The organism is Dyadobacter psychrotolerans (assembly GCF_004349265.1).
GTDB classification, from domain to species: Bacteria; Bacteroidota; Bacteroidia; order Cytophagales; family Spirosomataceae; genus Dyadobacter; species Dyadobacter psychrotolerans.
On record NZ_SMFL01000021.1, the window covers coordinates 26,350 to 43,407 of the forward strand.

General features: G+C 44.5%; 14 protein-coding genes. 9 read left to right on the forward strand and 5 right to left on the reverse strand.

Features of this window, described 5'->3' with window-relative positions:
• The first annotated feature begins 10 nt into the window (after positions 1 to 10).
• The 9 genes from E0F88_RS31030 (at position 11) to E0F88_RS31070 (ending at position 10,635) form a co-directional block, all read left to right on the forward strand.
• Entirely contained in the window at positions 11 to 1,390 is a 1,380-nt protein-coding gene (locus tag E0F88_RS31030) for a TolC family protein (RefSeq protein ID WP_131962253.1), read from the forward strand.
• A gap of 6 nt (positions 1,391 to 1,396) precedes the next feature.
• Entirely contained in the window at positions 1,397 to 4,567 is a 3,171-nt protein-coding gene (locus E0F88_RS31035) for an efflux RND transporter permease subunit (RefSeq protein ID WP_131962255.1), read from the forward strand.
• Positions 4,564 to 5,694: an efflux RND transporter periplasmic adaptor subunit gene (locus E0F88_RS31040; protein ID WP_131962257.1), complete on the forward strand. Its 1,131-nt coding sequence runs from the start codon at positions 4,564 to 4,566 to the stop codon at positions 5,692 to 5,694. The genes E0F88_RS31035 and E0F88_RS31040 overlap by 4 nt, the downstream gene beginning before the upstream one ends.
• 21 nt (positions 5,695 to 5,715) lie before the next feature.
• Positions 5,716 to 6,297 carry a TlpA family protein disulfide reductase gene (locus E0F88_RS31045; RefSeq protein WP_131962258.1) on the forward strand — a complete coding sequence of 194 codons (582 nt, stop codon included), beginning with the start codon at positions 5,716 to 5,718 and terminating at the stop codon, positions 6,295 to 6,297.
• A gap of 115 nt (positions 6,298 to 6,412) precedes the next feature.
• Positions 6,413 to 7,831 (forward strand): MBL fold metallo-hydrolase, encoded by a 1,419-nt coding sequence (locus E0F88_RS31050; RefSeq protein WP_131962260.1) that lies wholly within the window; start codon positions 6,413 to 6,415, stop codon positions 7,829 to 7,831.
• Positions 7,832 to 7,835: 4 nt separating this feature from the next.
• Positions 7,836 to 8,144 (forward strand): rhodanese-like domain-containing protein, encoded by a 309-nt coding sequence (locus E0F88_RS31055; RefSeq protein ID WP_131962262.1) that lies wholly within the window; start codon positions 7,836 to 7,838, stop codon positions 8,142 to 8,144.
• A gap of 76 nt (positions 8,145 to 8,220) precedes the next feature.
• The gene (locus E0F88_RS31060) at positions 8,221 to 9,267 is read left to right on the forward strand and encodes a c-type cytochrome (RefSeq protein WP_131962264.1); all 1,047 of its coding nucleotides are present in this window, start codon (positions 8,221 to 8,223) and stop codon (positions 9,265 to 9,267) included.
• Between the two features lie 36 nt (positions 9,268 to 9,303).
• Positions 9,304 to 9,765, forward strand: a complete 462-nt coding sequence (locus E0F88_RS31065) for a DsrE family protein (protein ID WP_131962266.1) — start codon at positions 9,304 to 9,306, stop codon at positions 9,763 to 9,765.
• Positions 9,766 to 9,984: 219 nt separating this feature from the next.
• On the forward strand, positions 9,985 to 10,635 hold the full coding sequence (locus E0F88_RS31070) for a peroxiredoxin (protein WP_165940201.1): 651 nt from the start codon (positions 9,985 to 9,987) through the stop codon (positions 10,633 to 10,635).
• Between the two features lie 343 nt (positions 10,636 to 10,978).
• On the opposite strand, the gene E0F88_RS31075 is transcribed toward E0F88_RS31070, so the two are convergent.
• The 5 genes from E0F88_RS31075 to E0F88_RS31095 form a co-directional block, all read right to left on the reverse strand.
• Positions 10,979 to 11,440, reverse strand: a complete 462-nt coding sequence (locus tag E0F88_RS31075; protein WP_131962268.1) for a hypothetical protein — start codon at positions 11,438 to 11,440, stop codon at positions 10,979 to 10,981.
• A 169-nt stretch (positions 11,441 to 11,609) separates the two neighbouring features.
• Entirely contained in the window at positions 11,610 to 11,954 is a 345-nt protein-coding gene (locus E0F88_RS31080) for a four-helix bundle copper-binding protein (protein ID WP_131962270.1), read from the reverse strand.
• 23 nt (positions 11,955 to 11,977) lie between these two features.
• Entirely contained in the window at positions 11,978 to 12,598 is a 621-nt protein-coding gene (locus E0F88_RS31085; protein ID WP_131962272.1) for a DUF305 domain-containing protein, read from the reverse strand.
• Positions 12,599 to 12,648: 50 nt separating this feature from the next.
• A complete protein-coding gene (locus E0F88_RS31090; protein WP_220466408.1) occupies positions 12,649 to 14,688 on the reverse strand; it encodes a heavy metal translocating P-type ATPase in 2,040 nt (679 codons plus the stop codon).
• Between the two features lie 39 nt (positions 14,689 to 14,727).
• Positions 14,728 to 17,028 carry a multicopper oxidase domain-containing protein gene (locus E0F88_RS31095; protein WP_131962276.1) on the reverse strand — a complete coding sequence of 767 codons (2,301 nt, stop codon included), beginning with the start codon at positions 17,026 to 17,028 and terminating at the stop codon, positions 14,728 to 14,730.
• Positions 17,029 to 17,058: the final 30 nt, after the last annotated feature.

Genomic DNA, 17,058 nt, shown 5'->3' on the forward strand with positions numbered 1-17,058 from the left:
CAGATTTAATATGATAAGGCATAAGCTTTGTCTGCCAGTCATTTTGATAATGCTTGTCAGCTCATCTTTGCATGCACAATCCAGTTTGGGGCTTACCAAAATCTGGGATATGACCCTTTCTCATTATCCGTCGATAAGCTCAAAACAGGCGCAGCTGGATGAATCCAGATTGACTAAAAGGCTTACCCGGAGTAATGCCTATATGCCCAATGTGCAATTGCAGCTCCAAAATTCGATGGGGACCTACGCCAGCAGCAGCGGTGCATTTTTTCCGCTTCCTGGCGTGATTAATATCAATGGCCGGGCTGCAGGGCAACCAGGCCAGCCGTCAGCAGCATTCAATACCTTCGGATCGGTTGTAGCAGATTGGAAGTTCTTCGAATTTGGCCGCAAAAATCTTTCCATCAAAGCTGCTGATCTGGGTATCGATCAGGCGACAGATGAGCTCAGCGCAGAGCAGCTCAGGCTTAAAACCAGGTCTACCCAATTGTTTTTGAAGCTGTTAAACAGTAAAGTCAATTTGCAATGGGCACTTCAAAATGAAGCACGTACAAAACAAATCTTTGAGTTATCGGCAAGTCTGGCTGTGGCAGGCTTAAAGCCGGGAGCGGACAGTTCACTTGCCTTGTCTGCTTATTTACAGACGGATGCAGAGCAAGAGTCATGGCAAGCAAAATTAAGCTCAGACCTGCAAGCGCTGATTGAACTCGCACCTGAGGTGGACACAGCCCAGGTCCTAGATTATCAGCCTTACCTGGCCCCGGCTCCTGTAATGCAAGGCGGCGTGATAGCGCCTGGTCACCCATACCTGCAAGTACTTGATGATGCTGTAAGGTATGGTCAGACCCAGGCTGAGCTCGCGGGCCGCCAGGCGCTACCATCATTTTCAGCACTTGGGGGACTAGCCCTGAGGGGCAGCGGTATTGGTCAGGATGGCTTTGTGGAAAATGGAGTTTTAGATGGCTATGGAAACGGGTCCACCAACTACCTGTTGGGGCTGGCTGTCACTTGGAACATAACTAACGCTTCAAACAGTAACTTGGAGAAGAAACGTATACTATCGAGAGTTAGGTCGCGCCAGGCAAATTATGACGTTCAAAAACTTGATCTAAACACACGGCAGAGTTCGGCCTCAAAACGTATTGAAGGCCAGCTAAGACAAATCAGCAGCATTAATGCAGCGGTTAAAAACGCCAGGCTGGCTTACGAGCTTTATTTGTCCAGATATGAGAACGGGCTGATCAGTTTGACAGAACTATTGCAGATCCAGTTGATCTTACAGCAAGCAGAGAAAACCAATATCGATGCCCATAGTCAGCTATGGGAGCAGGTTCTGGTCCGCTCTGAGGCATCGGGCGATTTTTCCTATCTGCAAAACCAATTTAAATAGAATACGATGAATATTATAAGGCTTGCTTTGCGAAGACCTTTATCGATAATGGTAGCTGTTATTGGTATAGCTTACTTTTCTTTCACGGCGATCCGCAAGATCAATGTGGATATATTCCCTAGCGTCGAACTTCCGGTCATATATATTGCTATGCCCTATGGTGGGCTATCACCAGCCTATATGGATGGTTTTATGGCCAACGAGTTTCAGAAAGTGCTCATATTTGTAAGCGGTGTCAAGGATATTGACTTTAAAAGTATCCAGGGTTTTACGCTGATGAAATTGACATTTTACCCTGGTACCAATATGGCGCAGGCTTCTGGCGAGGTTTCAACCCAGGTTTCCAGGGCTATGGGCTTTCTGCCACCTGGCGCAGTACCGCCTCAGGTCGTGCGCTTTGACGGCAGCTCGATCCCGATCGGGCAACTGGTGTTTGAAAGCCCTCAAAGATCAATCACTGAGCTTCAAAATATGGCCCTGACTAAGATCAGGCCTATGTTTGTGTCCATCCCTGGGGTGACGGCCCCTGCACCTTTCGGCGGTAATATCCGCACGATGGTTGTCAAGGTTAATTCCGATCTGATGCAGTCTTACGGGCTTTCAGCGGAAGAAGTCACTACTGCAATAGCCAAGAATAATTTTCCTGCCCCTGCGGGTAACATCCGGATCGGCAACCAGAATTTGATGAGCCCGCTTAACTCGATTGCCAATGATCCACAGGAATTTTTAGATATTCCAATCCGCAAAGGATCAGGGACTAATGTATATGTCAAAGATATTGCCAGTGTGGAAGATGCTGCTGATATCACAACCGGCTATGCGATCATCAACGGCAAACGGTCTGTGTATTTGCCTGTGATCAAAAAATCAGATGCTTCTACGCTGAAAGTGGTAGAAAACCTGAAAGCGGCCATACCCATGCTGAAAGCAGCCTTGCCGGAAGATGTAGATATCCGGTATGTTTTCGACCAGTCGGGTTATATCGAGCGTTCACTTGAAAACCTGATCCACGAAGGCATATTAGGGGCGCTGCTAACAGGGCTGATGGTATTTCTTTTTCTGGGAGATTCGCGTGGATCATTGATTGTGGTAATGACCATACCCATCGCGATTCTTTCGGCTGTAATTATGCTATATATGCTCGGTCAGACGATCAATGTGATGACTTTGAGCGGTCTTGCCCTGGCAATCGGGATCCTGGTCGATGAAGCTACGGTGACCATTGAAAACATCCATCAGCATTTTGAGATGGACAAACCCAAGAAAAGGGCCATCCTGGATGCACTGCTGGAAATTTCGGTCCCTAAGCTTTTAATCCTGCTTTGTATATTGGCTGTGCTGATCCCTTCATTTATGATGAGCGGCATTCCAAAAGATATGTTCATGCCGCTCTCTTTGGCTGTGGCTTTTGCCATGATCGCTTCCTTTCTGGCTTCACAGACATTTGTGCCTATCATGGCCAACTGGCTAATGAAACCGGAAAAGTTAAAAGCCCATCATAAGGTCAACGGCGCAAGGCGAACAAGGTTTGATGCTTTTAAGGGTCGTTATTTATCGCTCACCCGGCGTTTGCAAGGCAAGCCCGTGGCTGTTTTGACGGTCTATGCGCTTACAGTGGGTGTTATGGTGACGGCATCTTTTCTAGCAGTCGGAACTGATATTTTACCAGCTAGCAACAGCGGTGATATACAGCTACGGATTGTCGCCCCCGAGGGCAGCAGGCTTGAAAATACAGAGGCATACCTAAAAAAAGTGACGGGTATCATCCAGCAGGCACTGCCTGAAAATGCGATCAAAATTAGCTCTGCCTTTGTAGGCCTTCAGCCATCGGCTACCGCCATTAATCCCATCTTCCTGTTCACCAGTGGTTCGCATGAAGCGGTTTTGCAGATTTCAATTGATCAGACGATTTTTAAAGAGTCCGTTGCTGCACTCAAGGAAAGGATCAGGTTACAAGTAAAAAAAGAGCTGCCTGAGCTGAAAATCAACTTTGAGCCTATGGAGCTTGTTGAAAAGATTATGAGTCAGGGGGCCATGACCCCCATACAGATCAAAGTTGCTGCTGGGCAGCTAAAAGCTGCTAATCAGTATGCGTTGAAGTTGAAAGGGGAAATGGATAAAATCCCTTTTTTAAGAGATGTTCGTATTGCCGAGCCGGTCAATTATCCGAGTGTAAAGATCAATGTGGACAGACAGCTTGCGGCCCAATTTGGTCTGACTATGGAAGACGTCTCACGGGCGCTGGCTATTGCCACATCATCAACCCGTTTTACCAATAAAAACCTGTGGGTAGATCCTAAGTCAGGTCTGGTATTTCAGGTACAGGTGCAGATACCGGAATCGGATATGGGCTCGCTGGACAAACTTCGCGCTATTCCGCTCAAATCGGGCGAGCCGCGCCCGGTACTCGAAGACGTGGCCAGCCTGGAAATGGTCAAGCAAGCTGGCCAGGTGAACCGGCAGGGGGCAAACCGGTACGTTACTATATTGGCCAATACCTACCAAAAGGATCTGGGTAGTGCTTCCGGCGCAGTCAGGCAAGTTCTGGCGGATGCAGGTGATGCACCGCGCGGGGTGATTGTTTCGAGCGAAGGGCTCATGCAGCTGCTGGATGAAACCATGTCGGGACTCCAGACGGGTTTGGTGGTGGCAATTGTGGTGATCTTTTTGATGCTGACAGCTTATTATCAGTCCTTTAAAATATCTGCGATGATACTTGCTGTCGTGCCGGCTGTGATCGGTGGAAGTATCCTGATGCTTCTGGTATTTGGCAGCACTCTTAATTTACAGTCCTACATGGGTATTATCATGTCGGTAGGTGTATCTGTTTCTAATGCGGTGCTTTTAATCAATCAGGCTGAGCATAACAGGTTGTACATGGGGATGCAGGCACGGCAGGCCAGCCTTGCTGCGGCATCCTCGCGCTTACGGCCCATCGTGATGACGACGCTGGCTATGATTGCCGGTATGGTACCGATGGCTTCGGGCATGGGAGATGGCGGCGAGCAGGTCGCCCCCCTGGGCCAGGCTGTAATCGGTGGCCTTCTTTTGTCCACGCTTACTGTGCTTTTGGTTATGCCGCACCTTTTTACATGGGCCATGCGTAAAACAGGCCGGGAAAGTCCATCACTGGATCCGGACGACACCGAGGCTCAATTAATTGCAATCACTAAATGAATACAACAATGCTGTCAAACATGATGACAATCCATAAAAATTCAACCGTTCTCTTTCTGGGCCTAGCCCTGATAAGTGTTGTTATAAATGGCTGCGGTAGCAAACCGGAAACAGAGAGCCAAAGCAAGCCAAATGAGAAAGGCCCTGTGAGCCTTCAGGTAATCAGCCCAGTGAAATACCAGCCAGAATACACGCTGGCATTGCCAGGTGAGCTGAAACCTTATGAACAGGTCAGCCTGTTTGCAAAGGTCAGGGGCTTTGTAAAAGCCATAAAAGTTGACCGTGGCAGCGTAGTAAGAAAAGGACAGGTGCTTGCCATTTTGGATGCTCCGGAAGTCTCACAACGGTTTCAGTCAGCCAGGTCTGACCAGCAGAAGTTCTATGAAGATTTTCAGCTGAGCCGCCAGATGTATGAGAGGATTTTGAAAGCTACTCAAAAGGACGGTTCTGTTGCCGCCATCGAGCTGGATCGGGCTAAAAGCAAACTAAGAAGTGACAGTGCTGCATATCGATCTGCTATCTCGAGTGCCCAATCCTTTGGTCAGATCGAAGAATACTTAAAAATTATTGCGCCATTCGATGGCGTAGTAGTGGAAAGGAATGTATCAGTGGGAGCCCTGGTGGGGGAAAATAATACAACACCGCTGCTAGTAATTGCCCAGAACAGAAAGCTGAGGCTGACTGTTGCAATCCCGGAAAAACATGCACAGTCGGTTGGCAAAAATGCCATGGCCAGCTTTACGGTTTCCAATCTGCCTGGAAAAATGTTTACATCTGTTCTGTCCAGGAAGAGCCAGGTTTTACAGCAGCAGAACCGCTCTGTAACCGCTGAATTTGATGTGGAAAACAAGGATAATTCCCTGGATGGGGGCGAATATGCTCAGGTAACGATGAAACTAAGGCGTCCAGATTCTACTTTATGGGTGCCTGCCAGCAGCATCGTACACGCGCAGTCGGGAACATTTGTACTTCGTGTGGAAAACCAAACAGTCATAAAAGTGCCCGTTAGTGAGGGAACAAGAAGGGATTCGATTCAAGAGGTATTTGGCGAGCTGGATCGAAAAGACCAGATTGTCAAAATTGGCAGCGAAGAGCTGCTCAATGCCGGTAAGATTATAATTAAATAACGCTTTAAACTAGAAATAACGATGAAAAAGAAATGGTTATCGCCTTCAAACATATTCTCGGCCATGATGGTGGTCTTTATAGCTGCCATGGTGGTCAGCCCACAGGTAAAAGGATGGACAATTCAGAGCCTAATGAAAATCGGCCTGTTCCAACCCAAAATTGACAAGCAGCCTGATGAAGCTGCCGCAGAACCTTTACCAAACGTTTATTTTAAAAATGGCGATGGTAAAGCGGTTGATCTTGCCTCGTTAAAAGGAAAGGTCATATTTATCAATTTTTGGGCAACCTGGTGCCCTCCGTGTATTGCAGAGATGCCTTCAATCAATGATTTGTATACTAAGTTCAAGGACAAAGAAAATGTGGTCTTTTTAATGGTCGACGTAGATGGCAATTACCAGAAGTCGGACAGCTTCATGAAAAAGCACCACTACGCTTTAAAGGTGGTAAGTCCGGCCAGCGAGATACCGCCCGTTTTCATGCAGGGAGCTGTTCCTACCACGGTAATCCTGGATCAAGAAGGGAAAATGGTTTATAGACAGGAAGGTGCCGCCGACTATAGTAGCGATGAGATGACGGAGATGATTGCCCAGCTGGCTAAGTAGGTGGTGGTCACTAATAAATTTTTTTTAAAAGTAAGGTGCTACGTGACAAATATCACCGAAGCTTTCAGGCTAGTTTGTCAGATTTGTATATCATTTCAAACAAATGGGAAGAATCATGCATTTCGAACAAATTTATACAGGATGTCTGGCGCAGGGTGCATATTATATCGAAAGTGACGGAGAAGCTGCCGTAATCGATCCGCTTCGAGAAGTAGAGCCTTACCTGGAAATGGCCGAAAAGAGAGGAGCGAAAATTAAATATGTTTTTGAAACTCATTTTCATGCAGATTTTGTCTCAGGGCATATTGACCTTGCTCAAAAGACGGGGGCAGATATTGTGTATGGCCCGACCGCTAAGCCCGAATTTGGCGCAGTGATCGCTGCTGACGGTCAGCAGTTTCATATTGGAAAAATCACGCTAACAGCCATCCATACGCCCGGACATACCATGGAAAGCACCTGTTATTTATTGAAAGATGAAGACGATAAGGAAATTGCTCTTTTCACGGGTGACACCTTGTTTATTGGTGATGTCGGACGGCCTGATCTAGCCCAAAAAATTGATAATGGTTTAAATGAACAGATCCTGGCAGGTTACTTATTTGAGTCTCTTCGCAGCAAGATTATGCCCCTGTCTAATGAGATCATGGTTTATCCTTCCCATGGAGCAGGAAGCGCATGCGGGAAGAATATGAGCATGCCGGCCAGTGATACACTTGGTAACCAAAAAAGGTATAATTACGCATTAAGGAAAGATATGAGCCGCGAGCAGTTCATAAAGGAGGTGACTGCCGGTCTTTCAGCACCACCTGCTTATTTTCCATTGAATGTAATGATGAAGATAAAGGGATATGAGAGCATAGACCTGGTTTTAAAAAGGGGAAACATGGCACTGGATCCGGAGCAGTTTGAGAATGCAGCCAATGAAACCGGCGCATTGATCCTGGATACCCGGGATGCGGAAGCGTTTTCCAACGGCTTTATTCCTAACTCGATCAACATCGGTATTAACGGAGGATTTGCTCCCTGGGTAGGCTCGCTGATCCCTGATACCCATCAGCCTATCCTGCTTGTTTGCGAAATCGGCAGGGAAGAAGAAGTTATAACCAGGCTGGCACGTGTAGGGTATGATTTTACTATTGGTTATTTGAAAAGTGGGTTTGAAGCATGGAGAAATTCAGGTAAGCAGGTTGATCGTATTAATTCCATTACAGCAGAGCAGATGGCCGAGAACTTTATGGATATGCCTGGGGCCACAATCCTGGATGTGCGTAAACGTAGCGAATACGAGGCAGAGCACGTTACCGGCGCCTTGAATATCCCACTTGATGAGATCAATTCAATGCTTGCGGGTATAGAAAAGGACAAAACACACTTTGTGCACTGTGCCACTGGCTACCGCTCCATGATCTTTAACTCAATTCTTAGGGCACGCGGATATGGTAGGCTGATCGATATCAAGGGAGGTTTCAAGGCTGTCAAGCAGCATGGAGCGATTAAAATAAGTCAGTATGTATGTCCATTAAACATATAATAGCATGGGATTATTAGCGAGATTTTTAGGGATTGAAAAAACAAACTTACAACCTGTTATCGACCAGGGGTGTTTGATTATCGATGTGCGCACTCCCGAGGAGTTCAGGCATGCGCATCTGGAATCGAGCGTCAATATTCCATTAGATACGCTGCTCTCTAAGATTGATGGACTTAAAAGCAATGAGCTGCCGGTAATTACCTGCTGTCGGAGCGGTGCAAGAAGTGCAAGAGCGACCAAAATGTTAAAGCAGGCCGGGATAACGGCTTATAATGGAGGTGCCTGGGAAAGTTTGCGGGGCTACGCGCGATAGTCAATCAGATGCTGCTGATCGATGATGATATCCAGATTATTACAATATTGATTTGACTACTAAAGCCAGGCCCAACATGAAAAATATAGAACCTAGTTCATGGCGGTTACTTCTTAGACTTCTGATTTTTCTGATTGTATTGGTCTCAGGTTTACTAGTCGCCATTGTATTTAGCGTAATATTTCCGGAATTATATGCCGATAAGTTTCAGGCCTTGCAAGTAAAAGCAGGCTGGCCCATGAAAAAGCAAGATCAGAAGCCAGCAAATCGCTCTAATCCGCGAGTGAGTTCAAGTATCCTGCCAGTAGACTCATTGCAAGATGAGCTTATCCTGTATGGCAAAGACCTGATTGCCAATACTTCTAAATATTTGGGGCCCAAAGGCAGTGTGCGCCAAATCTCGAATGGGATGAACTGTCAGAATTGTCATTTGGAAGCAGGGACAAAGATAATGGGCAATAATTATCTGGCAGTTTACTCGACATATCCCAAGTTTAGGGCAAGATCTGCGGGGACTGAAACGATCATCAAAAGGATATCTGATTGTTTTGAAAGAAGTTTAAATGGCAGAAAACCCGATAGTGCAAGTAAAGAGATGAAGGCAATGGTCTCCTACATGAAGTGGGTCGGAAAGGATGTGCAAAAAGGGAAGACACCCGAAGGTTCAGGGCTTAACAAGCTTGCATATCTTGATAGGGCCGCTGATCCCAAGACCGGCAGGATTCTTTACAAAGAAAAATGTGCGGTCTGTCATGGAGCAAAAGGAGAAGGGATTATGCAGCCCGATCAAAAATCATTTGTCTATCCGCCTCTTTGGGGAAGTAGAAGCTATAACGACGGCGCAGGGTTATATAGAAATTCGTCCTTTGCCGGTTTTGTTAAAGACAACATGCCATTTGGAGCAAATTATCAAAATCAAATTCTGACCGATGAGCAGGCCTGGGATTTGGCAGCATTTGTAAATTCGCAACCACGGCCCCATAAAGATCAAGCCCTGGATTGGAAGAATATTTCTCAAAAGCCAATAGACTTTCCATTCGGGCCTTATTCAGATGCATATACTGAAAACCAGCATAAATATGGTCCTTTCAAGCCCATTGCAGCGACCAGAATAAACAAATAAATAATTAACATCCGTTTCAATTAAAATTATCGAGAAATGAAAAAAATCGCATCCCTTTTATTTGCTATTGCTATGCTGTTTTCAATCGGAGCATCGGCGCAAGACAAAGCAGTCAATCCAAGTGAATTTCATGGCGCAGTTGCCGATAAAAAATTTTACAAAGTCGTTTATCAGCTTAATAGTGACGATGATAAAATAATTAAGGCTACCATGAAAAACATGATGAATGCCTTGGAAGATCCCCGTTTGAAAGGAAAGCTTCAAGCAGAGCTTGTAGTACACGGCGGGGGAGTTGCTGTCTTCAAAAAAACGAATCCTTATGAGATTCAATTGAAGGCTTTACAGGCAAAGGGAGTTATTCTGGCCGAATGCGAAAACACACTTCGGGAGCGTAATATCAGCAAGGATGAGCTTTTTGATTTTATATCATTTGTTCCAAGTGGCAATGGCGAAATCATAATCCGACAACAACAAGGATGGGCCATTGTCCATCCATAATTTATAACCTTTTACATATAGATCAGTCAGGATTGATGACCTGACTGATTTTTTTGTTTTAAATCATAAATATTGAACAAAATTTTAGTTAATAGTTTGATATACGTGACAAATGTCACTAACCCCAATCTTTTAATAAGCGAGATTTGTAAAGGTTGATGCAGACAGCAAACTGCTGTTTTTGATTCAACGGGAATATTATTATTTATTATATATCAAATGGAAAACTTAGAAAAGGAAATTTATATGCCACGCATCGGCGATCAGGCACCTGATTTCGATTCTTTAACAACTACGGGGAAGCTTGTTTTTTCGGAATACAACAAGGACAGTTGGGTTATTTTATTTTCGCACCCTGCGGATTTCACTCCGGTCTGTACAACTGAAATGACTGGATTTGCAAAAGAGAAAGATTTTTTTGCGGCTCATAATACTAAGTTGATGGGATTAAGTATTGACAGTATTCATTCACATATTGCCTGGGTTAATGCTGTTTACGATAAGACAGGTGTTTTGTTCGAATTTCCCATCATTGCCGATATTGATATGAAAGTTGCAAAACTTTATGGTATGCTACAACCTGGTGAAAGCGAAACTGCGGCCGTTCGTGCGGTCTTTATTATAGATCCAAAAGGCAAGGTAAGACTTGTAATGTATTATCCTCTCAATGTTGGCCGTAATATGGAAGAGATCAAGCGATCATTGATAGCGCTTCAAACTTCGGACGAGTACAAAGTGGCTATGCCTTTAGACTGGAAGCCAGGTGAGAAAGTTATAATTGGTGCACCCAGAACTGTTGAGTCCCTCTTAGAAAGAAAAGAGTCTAATTTGGAAATGGTTGACTGGTATTTAGCGGTCAAGACAATCTAATTTAACGTATTAAATGCTTTCGTTAGCTATTAAGGGCTGTTATGCAATAATTATTGTTCATTTCAGTCCTTAAAACTAAATACGTTTTAGGGATAACATTCTGTAAATGATATAATTAAATAGTAAAGTCTGATAAATAAAACGTAAAGTAAAAGACACTTCTCCCATCATTGTTAATTGGGGTAAACTAAAGAAAGGGAGAAAAACCGTCACGACTTTCGCGTAGGGTTTTTCTCCTGGTGTATCGTGCTACATTCAATCGTCAGCCAATATAAAACCCAACTAATTGGTCAAGGAGGTCATTTTGGTTGTCGGAAATCCTACATCAACTGAATTTCTAGAATCATTTCATCTTCATATCCTTGTGCTCGTTTTTCAATTGAAGACAATGCATCGCGCAGGCTCCGTATTGCTTATAATTTTCATGAACCAAAAGCACGGTTTTACCACTTGTATCTTTGACTTCGCATACCCCATTCATGGGGATAGATACTGTTAAGCTGTCACTGACCCCGCTTTTTACATGATAAAGATAGGTGCCATTTTTTGAAGCTTTACCCAGGTTTTTCCCCGTTACAGCATCAATCGCATTTCCAGCATTATCAACGTGGGCGATTTTCACTCCAGCAGCATCTTTGATTATTCCATCACTGGTTACCCATCCAATGTGTTTTCCCTTAGCATCAGTTATCTTTCCCTTTGCATCAATAGAAGTTACTGGCATTTTGTAATTTTGCGCAAAGCTGTTTTGGGTAGCCGTTAAAGTCACCACTATTAGGGCAAATAAAAATATTAGCTTTTTCATTGTTGAATTTTCTTTAATTGAATGTTTGTCAAATGTAAGTTTTTGCTAATAAGCAAAATGTGACTTCGGTCAGCATCTTATGTGACCTGAGTTTGCTTGTGAAGACATACCGGGAATTGAAGTAACTCCATACCGATACATCTTCACTATTAACGTTCGCCATTTTCTGTTATACCGGTGTAGCCATTTCTTCACAAGCTTTGGCGCATGTCCGGCACGCTTCAGCGCACTTTCGGCAATGATCCATTCCCATGGCTGCATGTTTTTCACACTCGTCAGCGCAGGCATTACAGGCATCTGCACAGACGCGGCACAAGTGAGCACTGAAGCTGCTTCCCAGACTCATTAACTCGGCTGCACTTCGACACACAGCGGCACATTCAAGATCAAGTTGTATGCACATGGTCAAATGGCCCACGTTTTCTTCTTTCAAACATGCGGTTGCACACTGGCTACAAGCGAGTGCACAGGCTACACAAGCATCAATGCAGTCTTTAAATTGCTGATTTTCCATTATTTGAATATTTAAGGATGAATTTATTTACTTCTGTTTGCCAGTAGCCAGGTCTGAAACTGGGCTATTTCTTTATTCTGTTCTTCGACGATCATCGTTGACAGTGATTTAAGCTGTGTATTTTTTCCCATCAATAGCTGCATTTGCGCCATTTCGGTTGCGCTCTGGTGATGGCCAATCATAAGTGTCGCAAAATCCTGATCGATGTTCCCGGTGATAATTTGTAAGTCTGCCTGTTTTCCCATCCGGTTCATTCCTTCCATCATCTGCATGTGAAATTTCATGTTCATGGTTGTCGGGGTACTTGTTGCCAGGAATGAATCAAGCTGGGTAATTTCTTTTTTTTGCGCTTCGACAATAGCCTGGGCCATTGTTTTCATTTCACTATTGATTCCTGATTTCAATTCCAGTTCGGCCATTTCAATCGCTCCCATATGGTGCATTTTCATCATTTCGGCATAATCGATATCAGGATCCTGCGTCATTTTCATTGTTTCCATTTCAGCCATCATATCATGCATTACTGTCATCATTTGATTCTGGTCATGGGCCTGGATTTTAAGTGCATCATCGTCATCATCAGAACATGCAGCAGTAAAACCAAGTAAAGCAAGTAGCATCAATGTTTTGAAAGTCGTCTTCATAGTGTTTGATTTTAGTATGTTAAAAATAAAAACCGGATATTCTATCAATTTTATTTCACCCTGAGCAGTTTGGCATTCACCGCTACAACAATGGTAGATGCGCTCATTAATACTGCCCCCATGGCCGGACTGAGCATAAACGTAGGATAAAGAACACCTGCTGCCAACGGAATTGCGATGACATTATAACCAACCGCCCAAGCTAAATTTTGTACCATTTTCCGGTAAGTAGCCCTTCCGAAGGTGATCATTTGCACAACGTCCATCGGATCACTATTAACCAGTATAATATCAGCGGTCTCAGCTGCAACATCTGTTCCTGAACCAATAGCAATACCCACATCGGCCTGTGCCAAGGCCGGCGCATCGTTTACACCATCTCCGGTCATGGCAACAATTTCTCCTTTGTCCTGAAATTCCTTGACCTTGTCCTGCTTCTGATGCGGAAGAACATTAGCCAGATAGCCATCCATACCTAGTCTTTTGCTCACAGCTTCGGCAACCTTTTCATTGTCCCCGGTCAGCAGGAAGGTTTTAATGTTCATCTTTTTTAATGCGTCGATTGCGCCTGATGCACTTTCCCTTATAGAATCAGCAAAAGTGATTATTCCAACCAGCTTTCCGTCAACGAGTATAAAGTTTACTGTATCGGTATTCTGATCAACCTGATCAGGGATGGCAGGTATTGGTTTGTTTTCCTGATTAAAGTAATTGGGTCCGGCCGCAACTATTTTTTTTCCGTTCACAGTTCCTGACACACCGATACCAGGCATGTAATTGAAATCGGAAGATGTCCATAGTTCTAACCCTTTTTCTTTCAGTTTCCGGATAACACCATGCGCGATATGGTGTTCAGAGTTTTGCTGAACCGCGGCTGCATATTGCAGGATCTGATCCGCTGAAAACTGCTGATCCTCAATAATGATCTGCTGGATTTCATGGGAGCCTTTGGTAAGAGTACCAGTTTTATCGAAGATGATTGTCGTCAGTTTACGTGCATTCTCAAAAGCTGTCCGGTTACGGATCAAAAGGCCATGCGTTGCCGAAAGTGTTGTTGAAATGGCGATGACGAGTGGAATCGCTACACCAAGGGCGTGGGGGCAAGAAGTTACCATCACTGTTACCATTCTTTCCAAAGCAAAAGACAAGCTCTGCCCGCTGGAAAACCAGACAATAAAAGTAACGACTCCGACCGTGATGGAAACCAGTGTCAGCCATTTGGCAACCTTATCAGCCAGATTCTGTGTATTGGATTTGGCACTCTGTGCCGATTTAACCATACCAATCACCTTTTGCAGATAAGTGTCATCTCCTGCGCCGGTAACATGTATTTTCAATACCCCATCGCTGTTAATGGCACCTCCAATTACTTTGTCATCTTTCTTTTTCTGCACCGGGACACTTTCCCCGGTCAGCATACTTTCATTTACATAGGAGCTACCTTCCAGGATTACCCCATCAGCAGGTATCTTTTCGCCGGGTTTTACAAGCAATGTGTCACCGGAGCGAAGATCCTTTAAAGCAATATCAGTTACATGGTTATCCCTTTCCACATGCACCACGGATGGAAGTAATTCTACCAGTGATTCCAGTGCCCTCGATGCGGCCATCTGGGATTTCATTTCCAGCCAGTGGCCGACCAGCATGATATCGATCAGGGTAGCCAGCTCCCAGAAGAAGTCCATCCCTTCCAGCCCAAATACAACTGCGACACTATATACATAGGCAGTCGTAATGGCAACTGCCACCAGCGTCATCATGCCCAGGTTCTTATTTTTGACTTCACTGACAAGGCCTGTCAGAAAAGGCCAGCCACCATAAAAATAAATGATGGTGCTTAGGATCAGGAGCACATATTTGTCCCCGGAAAATGCAATGTCAAATCCGGCCATCTGCTGGATCATATGCGAGAGCAGCAATACAGGAATCGTCAGTACCAGGCATATCCAAAATCGTTTTAGAAAATCCTCTGTATGATGCCCCGCATGTTTGTCGTGGCCATGGTGCTCATCCATTTGCTTCGTTGGATGATGATCTTCAGGCATTGGAACCTCTTTTGGCATGTGATGGTGCCCGTGGTGATTTTCCATTTTTTTTTGTTTATGTGGAAAGGGCAAGCCTTTCATTGATCAATAATTCAAAGTCAATCCTACACCAAATCCCATATCACTATCATAATGGGCGGTAACACCCGCATACCTGGTAAAAATATATTTGATCGCCGCCATGTACTCTTTATCGGTGTTGACCATCAGGTTCATACGCAAACGTTTGGAAACGGGTATGTCCATCCTTTCTAACTGAAACCTGACAATACCATCCGTAAAGATTTCAGCCTGTGCAGAAACCAGCATGGGTAGCGTATAATTGACACCCGCACTCAGTATCGAGCGTTTGTCTTTCGTATTCCGCTGCCCAAACAGATTGGTTTCAACTTCATCCATGCCCATTTTTCTGTACCGCCAGTCAAATCCTATAAAAGGCATAAGCCACTGCATTTTGCCAATGTAACGTCCTACATGCGTTTCCACTTCGTAGCCATGGTGGTCGTTATAACCCAGCCGCCATTCACTGCCGATACTCCATCGGGTATTTTGCAGCATGGCTTCGCCATCATTTCCATTTGTGGCAATATCGTTTTCCGCCATAAAGTGAAATTCCCTGTCGTCGGCAAAAAGTTTGCGCTGTGCAAGTTTAGGGTTTGGTATTTCAGGGTTTGCAGGTGAGTTCTGATAAGAGAAAACCCTTCCCATACCACTCATCATGTGATAAAGAATATGACAGTGAAAAAACCAATCCCCGCTTTCAGTTGCTGCAAATTCGAGGGTATCAGTTTCCATAGGCATAATGTCAATGATATTTTTCATCGGAGCATTTTCACCCTGACCATTGAGAACCCTGAAATCGTGCCCATGAAGGTGCATCGGATGGCGCATCATGGAATTATTGTAAATCACCATACGGACATTTTCACCTTTTTTAATCAGGATCTTATCACTTTCAGAAACTACCTTATTGTCCATACTCCACACGTAACGGTTCATGTTTCCCGTCAGTACAAACCGCAGTTCTTTCACAGGTGCATCTTTTGGAAGCGATGTATTGAGAGGTGATTTGAGCATGGCATAATTCAGGGTTGTAATCGAAGAAAGGGCGTTGCTGTTATACATGTTATGATCGGCATGTCCGCTTTCCATTGGCTTCTTACTATCATCCATTTTCATACCCTTCATCTCAGCCGGTTTACCAGCCTCTTTCATTTTCTTTCCTTTCACCGGGCCTGTAATTTCCGGATACATGACCAGGTTCATATCCATCTGGTTCAGGCTCATGTTCATGCCCATATCATCCAGATCACCATTCATTTTCATCATGCCGTTCATCATTTTCATGCCCTCAAAATATTTGAGTTTGGGCAGTGGGGATGTAAGCTGTTTGATTCCTTCACCCAAATACAGGGAAGCAGATCTGGTGCGGTCTTCCGAGGTTACAAGAAACTCGTAGGCGATTGGTTTGGCCCCCGGATTTACCTGTGGAATAGTAACAATCACATCATAAGTTTCCGAAACGGCAATAATCAACCTGTCTACTTCGACTGGGTCCACATCATTGCCGTCATTGGCAACTACTGTCATTTTCCCTCCGGCGTAAGTAAGCCAGAAGTAAGTGGATGCGCCTCCGTTCGAAATTCTCAAACGCACTTTCTCACCGGGCTTGAACTGTGAAAGCTGGCTCTGATTTTTGCCATTGATCAGGAATTTCTCGTAGTAGACGTCGCTGACATCCATTGCATTCATTCGTTTGAACTCATTGGCTACCTTGGTTTTAAAGTAACCCTGTTTAATGGCCTCTGAATAACTTTGTGTCGTGCCCTTTTTGATCGAAAACCAATCACTGGCATTGTGCAGCATCCGGTGCACATTTTTAGGGTTCAAGTCTGTCCATTCACTCAATACGATAGGAACTGTCGGGATAACCGTCTCTTTTTTCTTGTTCAGGATCATAGAACCATACATGCCGATCTGCTCCTGCAATCCGGTATGGCTATGATACCAGTGCGTCCCGTTTTGAATAATGGCAAACCGGTACAAATGTGTAGTATGCGGTTTAATAGGCATTTGCGTTAGATTGGGAACCCCGTCATATTTGTTTGGCAGGAACAGTCCATGCCAGTGCAATGAGGTTTCCTCATTAAGCTCATTATGGACATAAATCTCAGCCGTGTCACCTTCTGTAAAGGTCAGCGTAGGCATAGGGATTTGTCCGTTTACCGCGATCGCTCTTTTTAGTTTGCCCGTAAAGTTTACAGTCGTATCCTTTACGTATAGATCATACCGGACTATCTTCTGTGCAAATGCTATTTCAGAAAATAGAAGAAAAATAATACCAGGGAAAATAGCCTTTATGCCAGCAGTTTTACCAAAATACATAAGATGTTTTACGTTAAATAATAGAAGAAT